Below are 21,891 nucleotides of genomic sequence, written 5' to 3' on the forward strand. Positions count from 1 at the left end.
GTACAGAGTCTACCTGCACGAACCGCGCTAGCGAACTACCAGGTCAACCTTCTGGAAGCTCTTCAGATCCGTGTAACCGCACTTGGCCATGGATCGACGCAAAGCTCCCACAATATTCTGCACGCCATAAGGGTTTGCAGTAGGGCCAAACAGCAGCTCTTCCAGCGGAAGTGTGCCGTAATCACCGGTGTAGCTCACCTCGCCACGTGGAGCCTTCGGGTGGCCCGCCACAGCTGGCCAGTACCACTCCGGTGCACCTGCGGACTCCGCCGCAGACAAAGGAGCTCCCAACGCTACGGCATCCGCGCCACAGGCGATGGCCTTGGCCACCTGGCCAGAAGTCAGCAGCTCAGAATCCGCGATGACGTGGACGTAGCGGCCACCGGTCTCATCCAGGTAGTCCCGGCGGGCAGCTGCGGCATCCGCGATGGCCGTGGCCATTGGAACGTCGATACCCAGCGATGCAGTGTTGGTGGTATCGCCAGAGCCCACGATCACCCCGGCAGCGCCGGTGCGCATCATGTGCATAGCCGTGGTGTAATCCACCACGCCACCAGCAATAACCGGCACATCGAGAGAACCGATGAACTCCTTCAAGTTCAGCGGCTCGCCATCCCGATGAACGTGCTCAGCAGAAACCAGAGTTCCCTGGATCACCAGCATGTCCAAGCCGGACTTAATCAACACGGGCGCCAGGTCAGCAGCGTGCTGCGGAGACACGCGCACCGCAAAGCGCACGCCGGAATCCCGCACCAGGCTCAAGCGCTCCAGCAGCAGATCTTGGTCCAGCGGCTGCGCATGCAGACGCTGGAGCACCTGGTTCGCCTCCCCGCTGTCCACGGTGAAGGGTGCGGTGGCGGCGGAGTTGGCGTCGGACGAAGAAACCTCACCGAACAACGAACGGCGGGCGGCCTCGGCCACCTCGCGCAGCGCGGCATCCAGATCCGCAGCGCGGCCCCACAGACCCTCGGCGTTGATGACAGGCAGACCACCCAGCTTGCCGAACTCGATGGCGAACTCCGGGGTCACCACGGCATCGGTGGGATGCGCCATCACGGGAATGTCGAAGTCATAAGCATCGATCTTCCACGTGGTGTCCACGTCATGTGAGCTGCGCGTACGGCGCGAAGGGACGATGTCCACCTGATCCAGGCCGTACACCCGGCGAGCCACCCGGCCGCGTCCAATATCCACAAATTCCTGCATGAATCTAACCTGTCCTAAAGCGCTTGAAAGCTAGCGAGCGGGGTTGTAATTCGGAGCCTCGACGATGCCCTGGACATCGTGGGGATGAGACTCGCGCAAGCCAGCGCCGGTGATCTGCACGAAACGAGCCTTGTGCAAGTCAGCGACGGTAGCGGCACCGGTGTAGCCCATAGCGGCACGCAGGCCACCCACGTGCTGGTGCAGCAAGGTCTCGATGGAACCGCGCACGGGCACGCGACCTTCGATGCCTTCCGGAACCAGCTTGTCCTCGGACTTGACGTCCGCCTGGAAGTAGCGGTCCTTGGAGTAGGAGCGCTTCTCGCCGGTCAGGCCGCGACCCTGCATCGCGCCCATGGAACCCATGCCGCGGTAGCGCTTGTACTGCTTGCCCGCGATGGTGACGGTCTCGCCTGGGGTCTCGTCCGTTCCGGCGAGCATGGAGCCCAGCATGACGGAGGAAGCACCGGCTGCCAGCGCCTTGGCGATATCACCGGAGTACTGCATGCCGCCATCGGCGATGATGGGCACGCCAGCCTTGTGGGCAGGCACAGCGGCCTCCATGATGGCGGTGATCTGTGGGGCGCCAACACCTGCCACCACGCGGGTGGTGCAGATGGAGCCTGGGCCGATGCCCACCTTGATGGCATCCGCGCCAGCGTCGATCATAGCCTGCGCCGCACCGCGAGTAGCGAGGTTGCCGCCGATGACATCCACGCGATCGCCGAACTCCTTCTTCACGCGAGCAACCATGTCCAGCACGCCACGGTTGTGCGCGTGCGCGGTGTCCACCACCAGGGCATCCACGCCAGCGTCCACCAGGGCGGTGGCGCGCTTCCAGGAATCCTCACCGGTGCCGATTCCGGCAGCCACCAGCAGGCGGCCAGAGGAATCCTTGGCGGAATCTGGGTACTTCTCGCGCTTGGCGAAGTCCTTGACGGTGATCAGGCCGGTGAGCTTGCCAGCACCATCGACGATGGGCAGCTTCTCCACCTTGTGCTCGCTGAGCAAGCGCAGCGCAGCTTCGGCAGATACACCTTCCTGTGCCACGATCAGCGGCATCTTGGTCATCACGTCTGCAACCTTGCTGCTGAAGTCCTCTTGGAAACGCATGTCGCGATTGGTGATGATGCCCACCAGCAGGCCAGCCTCATCGGTAACGGGCAGGCCGGAGATGCGGTACCGGGCGCACAGGTCATCCACTTCCTGAATGCTCATGTCTGGGGAGGCAGTCACGGGATCCGTGACCATGCCAGCCTCGGAGCGCTTGACGATCTCCACCTGCTGCGCCTGGTCCTCGATGGACAGGTTGCGGTGCAAAACGCCCACGCCACCCTGGCGAGCCATTGCCACGGCCATGCGGGCTTCGGTCACCGTGTCCATAGCGGCGGACAGGATGGGCACGTTGATGCTGATGTTGCGGGTCAGCTGCGTGGAAGTGTTGACCTTGGAAGGAATGACCTCCGATGCGTCTGGGAGCAGGAGAACATCGTCAAAAGTAAGTCCTACGAGTGAGACCTTTTGTGGGTCGTCGCCGCCGGTGGATACGGTCTGCGGGTTTGTCACGCCGTTTCCTTCCTCAATCTATCGATCTTGAATCTGTGCATCGTTCTGGATCACTGGGGTGGATCTTTTGGAGATTCACAATTTTTGCAAAATTGCCACGCTGGTACGTGGCTGGGGCATGCCACGCATGAATGTCTCAACAATACCGCGCTCACCGTGGATTGTTGTTCTCTGGGGCTATCTAGCAGGTAGTATGTGATCTGTGAGTTACGGTAATCATGACATGCCTCTGGATCCTTTTGCGGACGACCCAAACGATCCGGCATCTCTGCTGGAGCCAGACGAAGATTACCCACCCGTTTCCGCTGAGGAACGGGAAGCGCTGGAATCTGATCTGGTCAACGTCCGCGATTTCAAGCGTTTGCTGGAGCCGCGTGGCATTCGCGGAGTTTCCATGCTGTGCGAGGACTGCGAGGAGATGCACTTTTATGATTGGGGCATCATCGAGTCCAACATCAAGACGCTGTTGGATCAGCAGATCGTCCCTGTCCACGAGCCAGGCGCGCAGCCGAATCCTGAGCACTACGTGACGTGGGATTATTGCTTGGGTTATGCCGATGCGATGGATTTCGCGTTCAACGGGCTGCGGCCTCGTTTCCCCTGGCAGCGTTGATTTTTCTTCTTCTTTCTTTTTCCCGACGCAATGAGCCCGCGAGCACCTTTCGGTGCTCGCGGGCTCATTGTTTGCGTTGCGCGATTACGGGCTAATTAGCGAGTATCCGTGCTTCCCGCCGGCGATTGCTGACTCGGGCGTTCCTGCTGCTGTTGCAGCTGGCCCTGTCCCTGGTTTGCCGTGGTGGATTCGGACTCCGTGGTGCCGGTGGTTTCCTCAGTCTCAAAAGGCTTTGGCGGTGCTGCCAGCTGTGGGCGGAGTGCACCTGCACCTGGATTCGCAGGAACTGTTGGAGCTGCCTGGTCCTGGCCAGTCATCTCGGTCATGGTGGGGGCTAATTCTTGAGTTTCTAGTCCCTCTAGGCCTTCAAGCGCGGGGTTCGTGATGTTTTGCTCACCATCGGCGAGGTTCTGCGCATCTGGAACTGGTAGTTCCTGCTTCTCCTCGCTTGGCTCTGGGTTGTCTGAGCTTGGCTCCGCAGCACCCATTCCCCGTCCAGGTCGGTCGGGGGCATCTTCGGCGGATGGCTGTGCATCTCCTTGGCCCGTAGAGACGGTTGAGGTACCTACGCTGCTGGTTCCATCAGTGACCGACTGCGTGGACTCTTGCTGCTGAGCGGTGTCAGACTCGTTCACGTTCGACTGCGTAGTGGTGTACGCGGCGTATCCCAAGCCACCCACAGCCAAGGCCGCCGCCACGCCACCGGCAACCAGCATGGAGGTAATCGAGGTTCCACCGGCAGCCACGGCGGCTCCGGCACGGCGGCCTAGCAAGCCGCCGCGCTTCTTCCGCAGTGGGATGACGTCTGGGTGCACATCTTCAGCATTATCCGAACCGGTCAGGGCAGGTTCGCCCATCAGATCTGCAAGCAGCGGAGGCGCAGGAATGTCCGCGTCTGCTTCCGCCTTAGCGGCCGAAAACAGCGCGTACAGCTGGTCAGAGTCTTCCAGGTTATTCTCAAAACTCTGACCTTGCCCGATTAAATCGAGCGCACGATCCTCCGCCATGACCTCGGAAAATGATCCGAAGGCTTGGGAGGATTCTTTGTTGTTCATTGTCCTGGTTTCCTGATTCTTGTCAGTCCGCAGTTGGATTGTTTCGTTGTTGTTCCACATAAGCCCGCAGCTTGGCGAGGGCTCGGAACTGTGCCACTCGCACGGCACCAGCTGACGTACCGAGAATTTGAGCAGTTTCTTCGGCCGAATAGCCTCCGAAAACGCGGAGTGTGATGATTTCTCGCGCCTTGTCACTTAACAAATCGAGCAGGCCGGAGACCTCGTTACACGAGTCAAGCAAAAGAATTTCGGACTCGGGTGTCTGGCTGACTTCTTCCTCGTCCGGCATCTCGTCAGTAGGCTGTGCGAGATCCCTCGAGTGCATCCTGCGAGCATCGACAATCTTGTTCGCGGCGATACGAAAAACGAACGCCATGAACGGCACGCCTTTTTCGTCAAACTTCGGCATGGCGCGGGCCACGGCAAGACATACCTCTTGGGCCACATCGTCCGCGGTGGGATACCTGTTCGAACCGACACGGGCACGGCAGTAGCGAACCACTTGGGGATGAATGAGGTTAATGAGCTTCTGCAGCCGTTTCGGATCGCCTTCAACAGCACCAGGCACTGCGGCGGCGATGGCCGCGTCTGTATCCACTGTTGTAGTCATTAATCCATAGTTTCTATGCAAAGCGGTTGCCTACCGATGAAATTCACCGCGCAGCTTCACAACAAAATATCACAGTTCAATTACCTCAAAGTCAGCCTGATTGCACTTGTGCACAGACATTTACATTCCACATCAAAAGTTTTTCACACTGGCAACAATGGCGAAAGTCGAGCAAAGTAGGGACACCATGGGGGTAGCTGGTTCCCCCATTAAGGGGACGCACAGGTTCGGCCAACACATTTCATCTTCCGTTAATAATGGTCGATAAGTGCAGGTGGCACGGGGCAAGTACCCCCGGTTTCCATAGGCTTTTTGTCTGCGTTACCTATACAGCATCCACTCGTTACCTTTCGTTCATATGCCCCCGAGAATCTCTACACGTCGAACGCGACACCATGACTTTCAAGGAGATTCAACCGATGCCTCAGCCAAGCCAGCTTCCGGGACCAAACTCTTCCATCTGGGAATGGCAGCTGCACGGCGCATGCCGTGGTGCAGACTCCTCCGTGTTTTTCCACCCGGACGGCGAGCGCGGTCGCGCTCGCGCAATGCGTGAACAACGCGCCAAGGCGATCTGCGCAGAGTGCCCCGTCATGCAGCAGTGCCGAGACCATGCACTGTCCGTGGGCGAGCCCTACGGCATCTGGGGTGGCATGTCCGAGTCTGAACGCGATGCAATCCTGCGCCCCACCTCTCGGAATCGTCACCGTCGCTTCTCTGCTTAATTAACTGTCGCTCTGAAGTAACAACAATGCTGAATTAGTTCGCGCCACCCAGCACCGTCCCTCTCAAGCCGTGGTTCAGTTGTCGCATACAAAGGCGCCCTCGCCGTGGTTTATCGTCTCTTTCGAGACCAAACTCAGCGAGGGCGCCTTTTGTTCTTGAAGTGCGCTAGACAACGCTTGAAAGCGCTGCTCTAGCGCACGGTCTCACCCCAAGGGGTGTTCATGCACCTTTAGTGGTGGTGATGTGCGTGCCCAGCTGCTGCTGGCTGGGCTGGCTTATCCACCACAGCAGTTTCGGTGGTGAGCACCATGCGTGCCACGGAGGTCGCGTTGATAACTGCGGAGTGGGTCACCTTGACTGGGTCAATGATGCCCTTCTCCAGCAGATTGTCGTACTCCAGAGTGGCGGCGTTGAAGCCGGAACCATTAGGCTGCTCGGCCACGCGTGCGACCACCACAGCGCCATCCAGACCAGCGTTGTCCGCGATCCAGAAGGCAGGGCGGCGCAGTGCACGTGCCAGCGCCCGCAGACCGATGGCCTCGTCGCCGTCGTAGTCCGCAGCCAGCGCGTTGACTTGCTCTGCGATCTGCACCAGCACGGAGCCACCGCCGGCGATAACGCCCTCTTGCGCTGCGGCACGCGCAGCGTTAATGGCATCTTCGACGCGCAGCTTGCGCTCGTTAACCTCGGTCTCGGTAGCACCGCCAGCGCGAAGCACTGCGACACCGCCGGACAGCTTGGCCAGGCGCTCTTCCAGCTTTTCCTGATCCCACGTGGAATCGGTGCGCTCGATCTCGGTGCGCAGCTGGTTGCGTCGCTCTTCTACGGCCTCGGCAGCTCCGCCACCGTCAACGATGACCGTGTCTTCCTTGGTCACGGTGACGCGGCGTGCAGATCCTAGCTGCTCCAGGGTGGTCTCGGACAGGGACTGGCCGAGCTCCTTGTCCACCACTACACCACCGGTAACGATGGCAAGGTCATCCATGAAGGCCTTACGGCGATCACCGAAGTATGGAGCCTTGACGGCAACCACCTTCAGGGACTTGCGGATGGCGTTGAGCACCAGCATCTGCAGTGGCTCGCCTTCCACGTCCTCGGCAACGATGAGCACCTGCTTGCCGGACTTCGCGATCTGCTCCAGCAGGGGCAGGAAGTCTGGCAGTGAGCTGATCTTGTCGCGCACCAACAGGATGAGTGCATCATCCAGCACTGCGTGTCCGGTCTCTTCTTCGGTGACGAAGTACGGGGACAGGTAGCCCTTGTCGAAGGAAATACCTTCGGTGACCGTGGACTCATCCTCGATGGACTGAGATTCTTCCACGGTGACCACACCGTCCTTGCCCACCTTGTCGAAAGCATCGGCAACCATTGCGCCGATCTTCTCGTCGCGGGAGGAGACGGTGGCCACGTTGGCGATCGCTGCAGAATCAGCCACGGGCTGCGCGAGTTCACGCAGCAGCTCCATGACCTTTTGGGTGCCGATCTCGATGCCGCGGTTCACGGCGATCGGGTTTGCACCCGCAGCAACGGTGCGCAGACCTTCATTAATGAGGGCCTGTGCCAGCAGGGTTGCGGTGGTGGTGCCGTCGCCAGCGATGTCGTTGGTCTTAACGGCCACGGACTTCACCAGCTGTGCGCCTAGGTTCTCGAAGGGATCTTCGAGGTCGATGTCGCGGGCGATGGTGACACCGTCGTTCGTGACGGTGGGGCCACCGAAGGCCTTGTCCAGCACCACGTTGCGGCCACGCGGGCCGAGGGTTACCTTCACCGCGTCAGCCAGTGCGTCGACTCCCTTTTGCAGGCCTTCGCGTGCTTCTTGGTCGAATGCAATGAGCTTTGACATGGAAGTTACCCGCTTACTTTTCGATGACTGCGAGGATGTCGCGCTGGCTCAGAAGCAAAAACTCCTCGCCGTTGTACTTCAGCTCGGTTCCGCCGAACTTGGAGAAGACAACGGTGTCGCCTTCCTTCACGTCCATTGGGATGCGGTCTTCGCCGGATACGCGGCCTGGGCCGACGGCGATGACGGTAGCTTCCTGTGGCTTTTCCTTCGCAGAATCAGGGATAACCAGGCCGGATGCGGTGGTGGTCTCTGCTTCGACGATCTGGACCAGTACGCGGTCCTCCAGCGGCTTGATGTTCACGTTAGCCACGATGAATACCTCCATGTATTCGTAGTGTTATCGAGTGTTGTCGATTGTGCCGGTTGGTTTCCGCGCACAGCCGTCGTCGCGGGTGAACAACTGTGTGTCAAACAACCTACTGGCACTCTACCCCTGTGAGTGCTAGCGCTCAACACTTGAGTTTGCCCATATCAACGTCCCGGTGTTGTCCGGGTCACATGATAATGTTTTTGGAAGTTTTTGTTCCTCGGACGTCGGCGTTCGTGCAGTTCGCTGGCGTCCTCTGGCTCCCGTGTGTGCAAAGGATCTCACAGTGGCACCTCCTTCCTCTCCTTCAATTTCCGACGCCAACTCCCCCGCCGTCGATGCTTCCGCCCTCGACGAACTACGGAATACTCCGTGGCGCGAGTGGAGCAACGAGCAGTGGGAACTGTGGCGCAACCAAGTGCATCGCCTGGCCACAGAGCGCAACGCGGTGATCTTGGCGCACAACTACCAACTGCCAGAGATCCAAGATGCGGCTCACCACGTGGGAGATTCCCTTGGCCTATCCCGCATTGCTGCGGACACGGATGCCGATGAGGTGATTTTTTGCGGCGTGCATTTCATGGCGGAGACCGCCAAGATCCTGTCTCCAGATAAGCGAGTGCTCATTCCTGATGCTGCGGCAGGCTGTTCCCTGGCGGACACCATTACCGCCGAGGATCTACGCGCGTGGAAGGACGAGCACCCCGGCGCGGTAGTGGTCAGCTATGTGAACACCACCGCCGAGGTAAAGGCATTGACCGATATTTGCTGCACCTCGTCCAATGCGGTGGACGTGGTGGAGTCCATCCCTGCTGATCAAGAGGTACTGTTCTGTCCGGATCAGTTCTTAGGCGCGCACGTTCAGCGCAGCACAGGGCGGGAGAACATACACATTTGGATGGGCGAATGCCACGTGCACGCGGATATCTCCCCGACGGATCTCACGGACACCGTGCGCTCTCATCCCGAGGCCGATCTTTATGTCCACCCAGAGTGTGGTTGCACTACCTCCGCGTTGTGGATGGCGGATTCGGGTGAATTCCCGCGCGATCGCACCCACATTCTGTCCACCGGAGCCATGCTGGATCAGGCGAAGAAGAATTCGCGCAACACCGTACTGGTGGCTACGGAAGTAGGCATGCTCCATCAACTCCGTAAGGCACGTCCGGACACGGAGTTCTTAGCCGTGAATCCTGAGGCAGCCTGCCCCTTCATGCAGATGATCACGCCAGATAAATTGCTGCGCAGCCTGGAGGAAGGCCGCGATGAAGTAGATGTTCCTACCGATGTTGCCGATGCTGCGCGTCGTAGTGTCGAGGCCATGATCGCCATCGGCACCCCAGGCGGTGGGGAATGACAGAACCGAACATCCCACCCCATCTTCGCTCCTCTATGCAGGAGGCTGGATGGACTCAGAAGCAGGTCAACGATGCCTATGCGTTGGTTCGTTCCACCTTGGAAGAAGACCTGCAATGGGGTCCTGATGTCACCACCAATTCCACCATCGAGGAGGCCGCGCACTGTCGCGCGCTGGTGGTCAGCCGCGGGCACGGGGCACTCTCCGGCACTCTCGTTGCCGCCCTGGCTCCGTTCATCGCAGCTGAGCTTACGGTCGAAACAATCTCGAAGGTCACCGTAGAAATCCTGATTTCCGACGGTCACCGGGTCCAGCCGGGGGACGCCATCTTGGAGATCACCGGACCCACCCGAGTGGTTCTCACGGCCGAGCGCACTCTGCTCAATCTGCTGTGCCACCTGTCTGGAGTGGCCACCGCGACTGCAGAGTGGGCGGATGCACTCGCCACTGTGCCCGAGGCGCACACGCAAGTCCGCGATACCCGGAAAACCATCCCCGGTCTACGAGTTCTGCAAAAGGCTGCGGTGGTGCACGGCGGCGGAACCAATCACCGCATGGGATTAGGCGATGCCGCACTGATCAAGGACAACCACATCGCCGCCGTGGGTGGGTTGCAAGAAGCCTTCAACCGGGTCAAGGCTCAGGCAACCGATATCTCCATCGAGGTGGAATGCGACACCCTAGAGCAGGTGAAGGAAGCTGTGCAGGTGGGTGCAAACCTCATTTTGCTGGACAACATGGACGCAGCAACCACCCGTGAGGCTGTGACAATCACCGAGCCGGCGGGGGTCAAAACAGAAGCCAGCGGCGGGCTGACCCTCCGCAATGCTGCGGAATACGCAGCAACGGGCGTGGATTACATCGCGGTCGGCGCGCTCACGCACTCCGCCGCAGTGCTGGATCTCGGTCTCGATTTCCAGTAGTTGGGCTAGATGCCGCGGGTGAGGTTCACCACGGCATCGTGCCAGAGGTTGAACTCTTCTGGCTGGTCAGCACGGTAGTTCTCTACGGCGCGAATACCATTGTGTACGGACTCGACCTCTTCATCGGTGAGATCCGCACCGTTTTCGCCCACGAAGAGGACGGGACCCAGGATGGCGCGAGTGGGGTCAGAGAGGAAACGTGCGTTTCCGATCTCGGACTCGTTGCGACCCATGGAAGCCAGTGGGTTTGGCTCAGGAGTCTCAGCCTTGGCAGCCTCGGAGGAGTAAATAGCCGGAATGGTCAGGCCAGACTCAACGAAGGCCACGTGGAGGCGATCGTCAGCGCTTCCACCCAGCATCTCCGCGGCCTGAGACAGCTCGATATCGTGCTCTTCTACCTTGAGGTCTGGGGTGACCAAGAGGCTGCGTGCCATGTTTTCTCCTTCAATTTCAACGCTCATTTTGACCCAGCTAAAAAATTGATGAGGGTCACAGTAAGTAATTCACAGCTATTTTGCCAGCAGTACTACTTTCCTGCAGCGCAAGAACACTGCAGGTCACTAGACCAGTGGTACTTCCACTTCCAGTCCGGGGTCTGTTCCCACTGTCAATTCACTAGCTTCTGCCCCGGCGGCGATCAGCTGCGCAGCCAATGCGGCGATCATCACTCCGTTATCCGTGCACAAGGACATCGGCGGAACGTGCAACTGAATACCTGCAGAGGAGCACCGGTCTGCCAGCAATCCGCGCAGTCGCGAGTTGGCGGAAACTCCCCCACCCAACAGCATCGTGGTCGCCCCCACATCCTGAGCTGCTCGCACGGCCTTGAAGGTCAGTACGTCGCACACTGCTTCTTGGAAGGATGCGCACACATCTTCCACGAGGATGCTAATGCCATCCTTTTCTGCCTTTTCCACGTGCCTCGCTACCGCGGTCTTGAGTCCAGAAAAACTGAAGTCATAGCGAGAATCCTGCTGACGCATCATGCCGCGCGGAAACGCGATAGCCTTGCGGTTTCCCTGTTGAGCCAGGCGGTCGATGATGGGGCCTCCTGGGTAGCCCAGTCCCAGTAAGCGCGCGACCTTGTCATAGGCCTCACCAGCTGCGTCATCCAGCGTGCTGCCCAGCTCCTGCATGGGCTTACCCACGCCTTGCACGTGCAGAATCTGGGTGTGCCCGCCGGATACGAGCAGCGCGATGACGTTGTCCAAGCCCGGCCCATCCGTTTGCTCAGCTGGTGCCTCGGCACGCTCTGTCTGCCCTGACTGTTCTGCCAGGAGGTCCACCGCCACGTGCCCGCCCAGGTGGTTGACGGCATAGAACGGCACTTGCCACGCCGCCGCGTAGGCCTTCGCAGCAGCTGCACCCACCAGCAATGCGCCTGCCAAGCCAGGGCCGATGGTGGCCGCCACCGCGTCGGGCTTTTCCATGTATGACGTGCTCATCCCGCGTGCGGCACGGTCCTTGCGCAGATCCCGCAGAGCCTCGCGCATCGTCGGCCCCATCGCCTCGAGGTGCGCCCGGCTCGCGATCTCCGGCACCACTCCGCCGAACCGCGCGTGCTGTTCCATGGAGCTGGCCACCCGGTTGCTGATCATGCGCACCTGTGGGCCAGTGGTTTCGGTGGTCAGTTCGACAATGCCGACCCCTGTCTCATCGCAGGAACTTTCGACGCCAAGGATCACCCGGCTGGAGCTGACCGCCTCATCCTTACTGCTGTCCTCTGCACTCTGCGAAGCGAATACCGGCTGGAAGGAGTTCTGTCCGTTCTCTCGCGCTGCCTTATTCCGCGGATCCGCGCCGTGGAACTGGGAGGCATCCACGTCTTCCCCTGAGGCGGGGCGCATCATCGTGAACGCATCGGCGCCGCTGGGCTGATAGTAGTTCTTCCGGGTGCCGGTGATGTAGAAACCATAGCGTTCGTACAGTCCCACGGCGGGATCGTTATCCGTCCTCACCTCAAGGAATACAGGCCCACCGGCCGCGTCCACCGCATCCAGGGCAGCGCGAAGCAATCGATGCGCGTATCCCCGACCCTGCTGCTGCTCTGCGATCGCCACGGTGTGGATCTCCCACTCCGGTTCAGCGCTGGGGCCATTCTTGGCGAGTCCCAAATACCCCACCAGTTGATCGCCTGCGATGAGCCCGAAGTACTGCGTATTCATCGCGTCCAGCTCGTGCTGGATTCCAGCCAGCGACCAGGGCGAATCCCCTACGAAAAGCTGGTGCTCGATCTTCTCCATCGCCTCGGCGTGGGAGCGATCCAGCATCACCACACGGGGCTCGAGTAGCTCGGCGCCTGCAGCCTCGCGCTCCCTGTCTTGCTTATCGCCGTCTTGTTCCCCGGACACGGCACCGAAGTCCACCGAGGTGGGCACGGGCTTAGGCTTCGGCTCAATCGCATCGGGGCGGCGCAGATACAGCGCCCGTAGGGGCTCGCCCGTTCCGCGCAAAGAGCGCACCGCCCGTTGGTTGACTCCCCCGCGGGCCAAGAGTGCGGCTATCACGAGACTGGCTGAAGAAGGCTGAGCATCGGCGTCGGAAACACAATCCACCGAATCATCCGCGATGGTCTTGCCCATCACCACGGGGGACCCGGCAGGCAGCTGGGGCACAATCGCAGCGGGCTTATCCACTGCAGGTTCCCGAAGTGTTTCGAGGGTGCACTGCGACAAGTCGGTGGAATTGTCCCCGGCGCGCAGGGCGTAGCTGGCCCAGTACCACTCGCGACGGCGGGCGTCGGCGAGGACGTGGAGCTCGGCGCTCTCGTCCAAGTTACTCACACCGTTCCGGCGCTGCTCGAGGATGCTGCGCACGGCCATCGCCGCGGTGGATTCCACACCGTGAACTGGGATGGACAGCGCATCGGCGAAAGCCTGCGCGGTGGCCATGCCCACCCGCAATCCGGTGAACGGACCAGGCCCCACGCCCACGACCACCGCGCCCAACTGCTCGGGGGAAAGACCAGCCTCGGCGAGGCAATCGACGATATTGGGCGTCAACAACTCCATGTGCCCGCGCGGATTATCCACCACGCGTTCGGCCAGCACGGATACCTGGGATTGCTCCCCGGAAGTCACCTCCGCAGCACTATCGGAGACCTCTACGATTCCGGCCACAACATAGGAAGTCGACGTGTCGACGGTCAAGACGTACATGGTGCAGATCCTAACGAATGGAAAACCAAAAGCCCCTATCCCAACAGTCAGCCACGCGCCTCACCGCGAGGAAGAAGTGCACCGGTCATGCCCTAAAGTAGGCAAGCAGTCATTCCGACATACAGACAGGACTCGTTATGTCAGCTACTTCTTCAGCTCGCAAGCTCCGCCGCTGGTCCCTCAAGCGCTTTTTCGCCACGCTCAGGAACAAGGCGATGACGTACGGGCAGGTCTACTACCCGGTGCTGGCGGGCAAGATTGTGCACTCGCTGACCAGCAAGAGCTCGTCGGGCAAGCAAGATCGTGCCGGTCATGGGTCCGCCGAGCTTGCCGTGGCTGAACCAGAAGGCCGGTACAACCCGCCGCTCAATGACCGCACCAACGGCATCGTGGCTGCTCAGGCCGCCGCCGCTCCCCCGCCGCGCGAGCACCGAGCATCCTAAACACCGAGCAGCGTAAACACCTGTAAAACCTACGGCCGGGGCACGAGGTAGCGTCCCGCGCCGGGAACCACCTCGATCTCGATGGGCAGCGTGGCCATTAAGTCACCATCGGCGTAGCAATTCATCGAGGGCATCTCGATGCGCACGTGCTTGGCGGTGTACAGGCTGATGCCTTCGCCGTGCTCCAGGTTCCCCTGAAGAATCTTGGCGAACTTGGTGATGGCCTTGACCCGGCTGATGTCCTCCATCACGGTCAGGTTCAAAATCCCATCGTGGTGGTTGGCATCGGGGCAGATCTGCATTCCACCACCGTAAGTGCGGGTGTTACCAATGCTGCACAGTTTGATGTCCTGCTCGATGACGTGCTCGTGGTCCAACACGATACGTGTGGGGATGGTTCGCCAGTTCATCACTTCCATGATGATCGCCAGGTTGTAGCGATTCTTGCCGTGTGGCCAGGTCATGCGGTTGGTGCGGTCCGTGACCAGTGAATCGAAACCAGCGCAGGCGATCGTTCCGAACCAGCGGGTCTTCAGCTCGCTGCTTTCACCACCGCGCCCATCATCCTTGCCGTGGCCCACCTCAGTGATACGCCCCAGATCCGTGGTGGTGAAAAAGCCGTCCGCAATAACGTCCGCAGCCTTGGCAGGATTGGTGGGAATGTTGTACTCCCTGCCGTGATCATTACCCGTACCAGCGGGGATGATGCCCAGCGGAATGTTGGTCTGCGCTTGCGCCTGCAGCGCCAGGTTGATCAGACCGTCTCCGCCGCACACCACCAGCGCGTCGAGACGTTCGTCTGCCACTGCCGCCTGCGCCAGTTCCAACGAGGACTCCGCACTGGCTCCCTGCAGCGAGACCACGTCGATGCCCAGTTCGGAAAACCTCTCCCGGGCCGCGTGCGCAGCGTGTTGTGCCGCACCTTTGCCGGCGGCTGGGTTGGTGATCATGGCGATGCGTTGCACATCGCACGTTCCAACCTGGAAGGATCCACTGGGATCTTCGTGTATTTCCGACGCCCTGCTCATGGCATTTCTCCTTGTCATCCTGGCTCTGGCTGCAGCTCTGTCCCGCTGGGTCATTTCCCTTTGGTCGCTTAACGCGCACCCTTAACGCACGTTCCTTAAATGAGCGTGCGCTCCGCGTTGTCCGGCAGTTCGAAGGTCTTACCCGGGTTGAGGATTCCCGCGGGGTCCAGCTCGCGCTTGACGGCCTTGAGGATGTTGATGCCCAGCGGGCTGATCTCCTCGCTCATCCACGGCAAGTGGTCGGTTCCCACGGCATGGTGGTGGGTGACGGTACCGCCGTTTTTCGTCATGGCCTCCGTGGCTGCAGACTTGGCTGCCCGCCACTTACGCGCCGTGGACTCATTGTCCTCGCTGGCACCGGCGACGATAGTGAAGTACAGAGAACACCCGGTGGCGTAGACGTGGCTGACATGGCACATGATCAGCGCCGCAGACTCCCCGACCAGCTGGGAGGCCAGCGCTGTTCCCACTGCCTTCTTCAGGCGGGGGACGTTGGACCAATCTGTAGCCGTCTCTAGGGTTTCGCACAGCGCACCGGCGTCCATTAGCGTGTCCCGTAGAACGGGCGCGCCGAAGCGTCCCTTTTCCCACTGCCGGGCCGGGCCTTCGCCCACAGAGGTGCCACCGTGTGCCAGCATCACCGAACGCGTCTCTTGGTGGGTGCGCCGCGCGTGCTCCTCGCTGCCTTCGAACATGGCGATGGCTCGACAGCCCTTATTGTCCTCGGATTCCGATTCGCCGATCTTGTCGGTACTGGTCAGGTTCACGGAGGACTCAATCTCGTCGGACAAGCGCAACACCGCTGGGTTGGCGCCGGACTGCTCCACCGCACGCAACGCGGCCACACCCTTGTCGAACGTAGGGAAAGTAAAGGCCTCGTAGAGCTTTGCTTCTGGGATGGGGTGCACATGCACGCGCACGCGGGTGATGATGCCGAACAACCCTTCGGAGCCCAAGAACAACTGCTTCAGCGAAGGTCCCGCCGCGGTCGCTGGTGAGGCCTGGCCCGGGCGGATGATTCCTTGCGGAGTCACCACCGTCAGCTCTCGCACCATGTCATCAAAGCGTCCGTAGCCAGCGGAGTTCTGCCCGCTGGAGCGGGTCGCCGCAAAGCCGCCGATAGTTGCGTACGGGAAGGACTGGGGGAAGTGCCCCAACTGCAGGCCGTATTCCGCCAGCTTCAGCTCGGCATGCGGCCCCATCAAACCGGCTCCGAGTGTGGCCAGCCCAGATTCAGCGTCGACATCCTCCAACGCATCAAAACGGGCCAGGTCCACGCTGATCACCGCACGGTGGCCCTCGCCCTGCACGGGGTTGATCCCGCCGACCACCGAGGTGCCGCCACCAAAAGGAACCACGGCGATGCCCTCGGCGGAGCAGTACTGCAGAATCTCCAGGATCTGTTCCTCGGTCTCAGGAGTGACCACCGCATCCGGGGCGGAGATCTCCTCCCCCATCCGCCAATCCAGCAGGTCCAGGTAGCTTTTCCCGCGGGCACGAGGGCGGCGGTGCTCAACGGCTGTGGAGACGAACGCCTCGCCCACGATGCGTCCCAGCGCGGCAAGGTCACCCTCCGTTGCCCGAGAGGCAACCAGCTTCGGCTCCTGCACCGGCGCGGGCTTGGTCACGCCCAGCATGCTGCCCAGCATCTTCTGAATAGATGGCGAAAGCTCCTTCGCCTCATCAAGGGTTCCCCACTTGTTGTAGACCATTGGTGGCATTGGCATCTTTTTCATAGTCACAGGGTACGCGAGGGCTTTTTATATAACGGCTAGTCTGGAAATCATGACTGGTCTTGATTCATTCACCCCACAGCGCACCGTCCTGTCTCCGCAGTACCGGGCCGAATTACTGGGCTCGTTGGCAGCCGGTGCGCACTACGATCTGGTGGTCATTGGCGCCGGAGTGACGGGCTCGGGAGTCGCCTTGGATGCCGCTAGCCGTGGCTTGTCGGTGCTGATCGTCGAGGCGCAGGATCTCGCTTTCGGTACCTCGCGGTGGTCGTCCAAGTTGGCGCACGGCGGGTTGCGCTACCTGGCCTCCGGCAACGTCGGCATCGCGCAGCGCAGCGCGGTGGAGCGCGGCGCCCTGATGGAGACCATCGCCCCGCACCTCACGCGTGCTCTCCCGCAGGTAGTGGCGGCGGGTAACTTTTCACCGCTGAGCTTCGTTCCCCGTCTGGGCTTTTTCGCCGGGGACATCCTGCGCATTGCCGCGGGCACGTCCTCGCGCACGCTGCCTCGTTCGCGGACGGTGAGCGCCAAAAAGGTTAAGCAGTTGTGTCCTGGGGTCTCCGATGCGGTGAAGTTCGGTTTCGTTAATTATGACGGGCAGTTAATCGACGACGCCCGCCTCGTCACAGCTCTCGCCCGCACCGCGGCCGGCTACGGTGCGGACGTGCTGACTCATACCAAGGCAGATATCGCCCCTGGGCGCGACGATGGCCTCAAGTCCGTGACCCTCACGCGCACCCACGCGGCGGAAGGCGAACCGGAGTGGCCAGCCGAGGGCATCCAGGTAACGGCCGCCGGGGTTATCAACGCCACGGGCGTGTGGGCAGGAGACATCGAAGACGATGTCTCCGTGACGCCGAGCCGCGGCACCCACCTCGTGGTGGATGCAGAAAAACTGGGAAATCCACAGGGTGCGCTGACGGTGGCGGTGCAGGGGTCAGTGAATCGCTTTTGCTTCATCCTGCCCACGCAGCTGGGGCGTTGCTACATCGGCCTGACCGATGAGACAGCCGAATTCGAAGACATTCCGCACGCCCCGGAATCCGATATCGAATGGATCTTGACCGTGGTCAACCACGGGCTGAAAACCCAGCTGACTGCAGACGATGTGCTGGGAGCGTTCGCTGGGCTACGACCGCTGGTACAACTGCGCGGTGCCGTGGCGAAGGCCGCCTCGGATTCCACAGCCGACCTTTCACGGGAGCACTTGATTGTGCACAAGGACGGTGTGGTGACCGTGACCGGCGGCAAGCTCACCGAGTACCGATTGATGGCGCAGCAGGCCGTGGATCGTGCACTCAAAGAGCAGGAAATTCGCCGACGTATCGAAGGCTCAGCAAAAGACTGCGCGACGAAGGAGATCGCGTTGGTGGGCGCCACTGCAGCGCGTTCGCCACGGGGTGCCTCCCAGATCGCCGCCGCACACGCGTTGACCAGTGGGCTACCGGCATCGCTGGTCTCGCGTTTCGGCGCGGAGGCTCGCAATGTGCTCGCGGAGTGCCGGATCCCAGATGGCGAACAGCAGGTGGGGGGCCTAGACATCACGCGCGCGGAAATCTCCTATGCCGTAACCCACGAGGGCGCGGTGACAGTGGGAGACATTCTGGATCGCCGCACGCGCATCGGGCTGGTTCCGGAGGATCGCCGCGCCGCCGAATCCGTGGCGGAGGAAGCGCTAGCAGCAGCGCAGGTTTAGACGCGCAGGGCTAACCGCTCGGGACTAACTCTGCGGGCCTCCGCGGACCCATTCCCACGCCAGCGTGCGCGCTTCATCCTCGCCATCGCCACGGGTCAGGGTGATATCGAGCACCGTGTCGCTGAGCTGTTCCACCATTCCGCGACCCCATTCGGCCACCACCACGGTGTCCTGCAGGTCGGCGTCGAGATCAAGGGACTCTAACGCATCAAGAACCGCATCGGGATCTGCATACGTGCCGGGCTCGATGCTCTCGGCAACGTCCTCTCCGAGCAACCGGTAGGCGTCCATGTGCAGCAGACCGGGTGCGCCAGGCTCGCCCGGCTTGTGGGTGCGCACGATGGTAAACGTCGGCGACTGCACGCGCCCGCGCACGCCCAACCCCTGGGCAATGCCCTGGGTGAGTGTAGTTTTCCCGGCGCCCAATGCACCCGTGAGCACCACCACGGTGCCCGCCTTGAGCGTCTTGCCCAGTTGCTCGCCGAGGGCCCGCATCTCCTCGGCCGTATTGGCCACCGCGGAGGACGCGCCAGAGAAGTCAACGCCCGGAGCTTCCACGTAGCGACGCTGCACGCGGCCGCGAGGCATCGTGAGGATCTCGTAGGCAATTGTGTCGGCTCGCTCCGCTACTTCTTCCACAGTCGGGCCGCTGTCGCCGAAGATCACTGCCCAATCGCCGGGAGCGACATGCGGGGCGGGCTCTGCATCAACGTCGCCGAGGTTCACCACGAACTGATCCATACATACGCGGCCGATCTGCGGATACCGCGTGCCATTGATGCTGACCTCGAAATTTCCGGAGAGGCTGCGCGGAATTCCGTCCGCGTAGCCGATGCCGATCACTGCGGTGCGGGTATCCTTCTCCGCCCGCCACGTCAGGCCGTAGCTCACCCCTTCCCCGGCGGGCACCACGCGCGTCGTGAGAACACGAGCGCGCAGCGTCATCGCCGGGCGCAGTCCGGCTTGTACCGGTGGATCCACCGGGTCCACACCATAGACGCCCACCCCGGGTCGCACCATTTGGTGATGCGTATCCGGCCGGGACAGCGTGGCCGGGGTGTTGGCCATGTGGTTGATCGGCGCACGGATCCCCTGGGCACGGCACAGCTCGATGGCCTCGTTGAACCGGGCGACTTGCAGGTCCGTGACGTGCGCCTCGGCGGTCATGTCCGCGCTGGCCAGGTGGGTCATCAGTCCCGTGACCTGGAGTGTTCCCGAGCGCTCAGCCTCGGCCAGCAGGTCAACGGTCCGGGTCCATTCCTTCGGTCCGACGCCACTTCTGGACAGCCCAGAATCGAACATCAGCGTCACCTGCGGCTGAACATTCAGCTCGGCAGGTAGTGCATCGATCTGCCGCACCACATCTTCTGCGTGCGCCAGCGAAGGAATCCCGATGGTGACTCCCTGGCTCAATGCGCTTTCGAGCTCTTCCCCCGGATACCACATCCATGCTGTGACCGGCTCGTTCACGCCGAGCTCGCGCAAGCTCAGGGCCTCGCCCACGGTCGCGACACCCAACTGAGCAGCGCCCGCAGCGATCGCCGTGCGCGCCACCGGCAGCATGCCGTGGTTGTATGCATCCGCCTTGATGATGACCATGACCTGCGCCGGCGCTGCGGCCCGCACGAACGTCCGCACGTTGTGCGCAATGGCGTCGAGATCAATAACGACCTCAGCCAGCGCATGCTGCGACACTGGGTTCAAGCTTCTACTCCACTGTGACGGACTTGGCCAGGTTGCGCGGCTTGTCGATGTCATCGTTGCCACACTGGCGGGCGATGTCCGCGGCCAAGAACTGCAGCGGGATGGTGGACAAGATCGGCTGGACCAAAGTGGAGGTCTGTGGGATTTCCAGCAGGTAGTTAGCGAAAGGCTTAACAGCCTCATCGCCCTCTTCGGCCACCACGATCGTCTTCGCACCGCGGGCGCGGATCTCCTGAATGTTGGAGACAATCTTGGAGTGCAACACCGGGCGACCTTGTGGGCTCGGCACCACAACCACCACGGGCAGGTCATCCTCGATCAGGGCGATCGGACCATGCTTGAGCTCGCCTGCGGCGAAGCCCTCGGCGTGGATGTAGGCCAGCTCCTTGAGCTTCAGTGCGCCCTCGAGAGCAACGGGGAAGCCCACGTGGCGGCCGAGGAAGAGCATGGTGCGCACAGGGCCGAGCTCTTCTGCCAGCTCCAGGATCTGCTCGCGCAGCTCCAGCGTCTTTTCGATCTTCGGGGTCAGGCTCTCCAGCTCGCGGAAGATCGCGGCGATCTCATCGGAGTACTTAGTACCACGTGCCTGCGCTAATGCCAGGCCCACCACGTAGTTGGCTGCAACCTGTGCGAGGAACGCCTTGGTGGAAGCCACACCGATCTCCGGACCAGCGTGGGTGTAGAGTACCGCATCTGCCTCGCGCGGAATCTGGGAACCGTTGGTGTTACACACGGCCAGCACGCGAGCGCCCTGGCTCTTGGCGTGACGGACGGCCTCCAGCGTGTCCGCGGTCTCACCGGACTGGGACACGGCGACCACCAGCGTTTGCTTATCCAGTACTGGGTCGCGGTAGCGGAACTCAGAGGCCACCTCGATTTCCACGGGCACACGCACCCAGTGCTCGATGGCGTACTTGGCCAGCAGTCCGGAGTGGTAGGCGGAGCCACAGGCCACCACGAAGACCTTTCCCACCTGGCGCAGCTCGTCATCGGACAAACGCTGCTCGTCCAGAACCACGCGACCGTCAAGGAAGTGACCAGCGAGAGTGTCGCGCACGGCGGCAGGCTGCTCGAAGATCTCCTTCATCATGAAGGAATCAAAGCCACCCTTTTCCGCAGCTTCCAGATCCCAATCGATGGTGAATGGACGCCCCTCGACCTCGTTACCTGAGAAATCGCAGATCTTGTAGGAATCGGGGGTGATGATGACGGCGTTGTCCTGCCCCAGTTCCACAGCATTCTTGGTGCGGTCGATGAAGGCGGCGACGTCAGAACTAATGAAGTTTTCGCCTTCGCCCACACCCACGATCAGTGGGGTGGAGTGACGGCCAGCGACGATGCGATCTGGCGCGTCGGCGTGAGTGAACAGGACGGTGAACGCACCTTCCAGGCGGGAGAGCACGCTGAGGGCGGAGGCTTCAAAGTCGCCCTGGGTGGGACCCTCGTTGTAGGCAAGCGCGAGGAGGTGTGCTGCCACCTCGGAGTCCGTTTCGGATTCCATTTCCACGCCGGCTGCTTCGATTTCGTCACGGAGGGCGGCGAAGTTTTCGATGATGCCGTTGTGGACGATGGCTGCCTTGCCGTCGAACGAACGATGAGGGTGCGCGTTGGCATCGTTGGGTCGGCCGTGCGTGGCCCAACGCGTGTGGCCGATGCAGGTAGAGCCCTGGAAAGTATCCTTGCCGACTTCGTCGAGACGGTTCAGGAGGTTATCGAGCTTGCCCTCTTTCTTCTCGAGGTGCAGCTCTCCGGGTTCGATGACTGCAATTCCTGCAGAATCGTACCCTCGGTATTCCATTCGTTTGAGGGCATCGAGGCCGATCTGCAACGCATCTGAATTTCCGACGTAGCCAACAATTGCACACATAGGGGAAACGATACACGCTGTGGATTATTGAATTCGAAGACTTGTCTATTTGTGGGTTG

The 21,891-nt window shown here is 61.3% G+C and carries 18 protein-coding genes; 6 read left to right on the forward strand and 12 right to left on the reverse strand.

Annotated features, from left to right (window positions below; translation table 11 throughout):
* Window positions 1-27: 27 nt before the first annotated feature.
* Both CS919_RS02425 and guaB read right to left on the reverse strand, forming a co-directional pair.
* Window positions 28-1,206, reverse strand: a complete 1,179-nt coding sequence (locus tag CS919_RS02425) for a GuaB3 family IMP dehydrogenase-related protein (protein WP_099297902.1) — start codon at window positions 1,204-1,206, stop codon at window positions 28-30.
* Between the two features lie 30 nt (window positions 1,207-1,236).
* Window positions 1,237-2,769: an IMP dehydrogenase gene (gene guaB / locus CS919_RS02430; protein ID WP_099297903.1), complete on the reverse strand. Its 1,533-nt coding sequence runs from the start codon at window positions 2,767-2,769 to the stop codon at window positions 1,237-1,239.
* A gap of 223 nt (window positions 2,770-2,992) precedes the next feature.
* On the opposite strand from guaB, the gene CS919_RS02435 reads away from it, so the two are divergent.
* Window positions 2,993-3,382, forward strand: coding sequence for a DUF5319 domain-containing protein (locus tag CS919_RS02435; RefSeq protein ID WP_099297904.1), 390 nt, complete (start codon window positions 2,993-2,995; stop codon window positions 3,380-3,382).
* Between the two features lie 95 nt (window positions 3,383-3,477).
* Here the strand turns inward: CS919_RS02435 and CS919_RS02440 are convergent, their stop codons facing one another.
* On the reverse strand, window positions 3,478-4,437 hold the full coding sequence (locus CS919_RS02440; RefSeq protein WP_099297905.1) for a hypothetical protein: 960 nt from the start codon (window positions 4,435-4,437) through the stop codon (window positions 3,478-3,480).
* Window positions 4,438-4,459: 22 nt separating this feature from the next.
* On the reverse strand, window positions 4,460-5,047 hold the full coding sequence (gene shbA / locus CS919_RS02445; protein ID WP_099297906.1) for an RNA polymerase sigma factor ShbA: 588 nt from the start codon (window positions 5,045-5,047) through the stop codon (window positions 4,460-4,462).
* Between the two features lie 419 nt (window positions 5,048-5,466).
* On the opposite strand from shbA, the gene CS919_RS02450 reads away from it, so the two are divergent.
* On the forward strand, window positions 5,467-5,772 hold the full coding sequence (locus CS919_RS02450; protein WP_099297907.1) for a WhiB family transcriptional regulator: 306 nt from the start codon (window positions 5,467-5,469) through the stop codon (window positions 5,770-5,772).
* A gap of 230 nt (window positions 5,773-6,002) precedes the next feature.
* Here CS919_RS02450 and groL read toward each other — a convergent pair whose 3' ends face one another.
* On the reverse strand, window positions 6,003-7,616 hold the full coding sequence (gene groL / locus CS919_RS02455) for a chaperonin GroEL (protein WP_099297908.1): 1,614 nt from the start codon (window positions 7,614-7,616) through the stop codon (window positions 6,003-6,005).
* A 13-nt stretch (window positions 7,617-7,629) separates the two neighbouring features.
* On the reverse strand, window positions 7,630-7,926 hold the full coding sequence (gene groES / locus CS919_RS02460; RefSeq protein ID WP_099298035.1) for a co-chaperone GroES: 297 nt from the start codon (window positions 7,924-7,926) through the stop codon (window positions 7,630-7,632).
* Window positions 7,927-8,326: 400 nt separating this feature from the next.
* Here groES and nadA point away from each other — a divergent pair, with 400 nt between their 5' ends.
* Together nadA and nadC are read left to right on the forward strand one after the other, a co-directional pair.
* Window positions 8,327-9,280: a quinolinate synthase NadA gene (gene nadA / locus CS919_RS02465; RefSeq protein ID WP_234990783.1), complete on the forward strand. Its 954-nt coding sequence runs from the start codon at window positions 8,327-8,329 to the stop codon at window positions 9,278-9,280.
* A 35-nt stretch (window positions 9,281-9,315) separates the two neighbouring features.
* Window positions 9,316-10,203, forward strand: coding sequence for a carboxylating nicotinate-nucleotide diphosphorylase (gene nadC, locus CS919_RS02470; protein ID WP_099297909.1), 888 nt, complete (start codon window positions 9,316-9,318; stop codon window positions 10,201-10,203).
* 5 nt (window positions 10,204-10,208) lie between these two features.
* Here the strand turns inward: nadC and CS919_RS02475 are convergent, their stop codons facing one another.
* Both CS919_RS02475 and tsaD read right to left on the reverse strand, forming a co-directional pair.
* Window positions 10,209-10,637 carry a hypothetical protein gene (locus tag CS919_RS02475; RefSeq protein ID WP_099297910.1) on the reverse strand — a complete coding sequence of 143 codons (429 nt, stop codon included), beginning with the start codon at window positions 10,635-10,637 and terminating at the stop codon, window positions 10,209-10,211.
* A 126-nt stretch (window positions 10,638-10,763) separates the two neighbouring features.
* Window positions 10,764-13,361 (reverse strand): tRNA (adenosine(37)-N6)-threonylcarbamoyltransferase complex transferase subunit TsaD, encoded by a 2,598-nt coding sequence (gene tsaD / locus CS919_RS02480; RefSeq protein ID WP_099297911.1) that lies wholly within the window; start codon window positions 13,359-13,361, stop codon window positions 10,764-10,766.
* A gap of 137 nt (window positions 13,362-13,498) precedes the next feature.
* Between tsaD and CS919_RS02485 the strand changes: the two genes are divergently transcribed.
* Window positions 13,499-13,804: a hypothetical protein gene (locus CS919_RS02485; protein WP_099297912.1), complete on the forward strand. Its 306-nt coding sequence runs from the start codon at window positions 13,499-13,501 to the stop codon at window positions 13,802-13,804.
* Window positions 13,805-13,833: 29 nt separating this feature from the next.
* Here CS919_RS02485 and CS919_RS02490 read toward each other — a convergent pair whose 3' ends face one another.
* Both CS919_RS02490 and CS919_RS02495 read right to left on the reverse strand, forming a co-directional pair.
* Window positions 13,834-14,832 (reverse strand): diacylglycerol kinase, encoded by a 999-nt coding sequence (locus tag CS919_RS02490; protein WP_099297913.1) that lies wholly within the window; start codon window positions 14,830-14,832, stop codon window positions 13,834-13,836.
* Window positions 14,833-14,927: 95 nt separating this feature from the next.
* Window positions 14,928-16,559, reverse strand: a complete 1,632-nt coding sequence (locus tag CS919_RS02495; RefSeq protein ID WP_234990762.1) for an FAD-binding oxidoreductase — start codon at window positions 16,557-16,559, stop codon at window positions 14,928-14,930.
* Between the two features lie 58 nt (window positions 16,560-16,617).
* Between CS919_RS02495 and CS919_RS02500 the strand changes: the two genes are divergently transcribed.
* The gene (locus tag CS919_RS02500; RefSeq protein ID WP_099297914.1) at window positions 16,618-18,261 is read left to right on the forward strand and encodes a glycerol-3-phosphate dehydrogenase/oxidase; all 1,644 of its coding nucleotides are present in this window, start codon (window positions 16,618-16,620) and stop codon (window positions 18,259-18,261) included.
* Between the two features lie 24 nt (window positions 18,262-18,285).
* Here CS919_RS02500 and alr read toward each other — a convergent pair whose 3' ends face one another.
* On the reverse strand, window positions 18,286-19,956 hold the full coding sequence (alr, locus tag CS919_RS02505) for an alanine racemase (RefSeq protein WP_234990784.1): 1,671 nt from the start codon (window positions 19,954-19,956) through the stop codon (window positions 18,286-18,288).
* A 13-nt stretch (window positions 19,957-19,969) separates the two neighbouring features.
* The gene (gene glmS / locus CS919_RS02510; RefSeq protein ID WP_099297916.1) at window positions 19,970-21,832 is read right to left on the reverse strand and encodes a glutamine--fructose-6-phosphate transaminase (isomerizing); all 1,863 of its coding nucleotides are present in this window, start codon (window positions 21,830-21,832) and stop codon (window positions 19,970-19,972) included.
* Window positions 21,833-21,891 lie beyond the last annotated feature (59 nt).

The organism is Corynebacterium dentalis (assembly GCF_900232865.1).
Classification (GTDB): Bacteria; Actinomycetota; Actinomycetes; order Mycobacteriales; family Mycobacteriaceae; genus Corynebacterium; species Corynebacterium dentalis.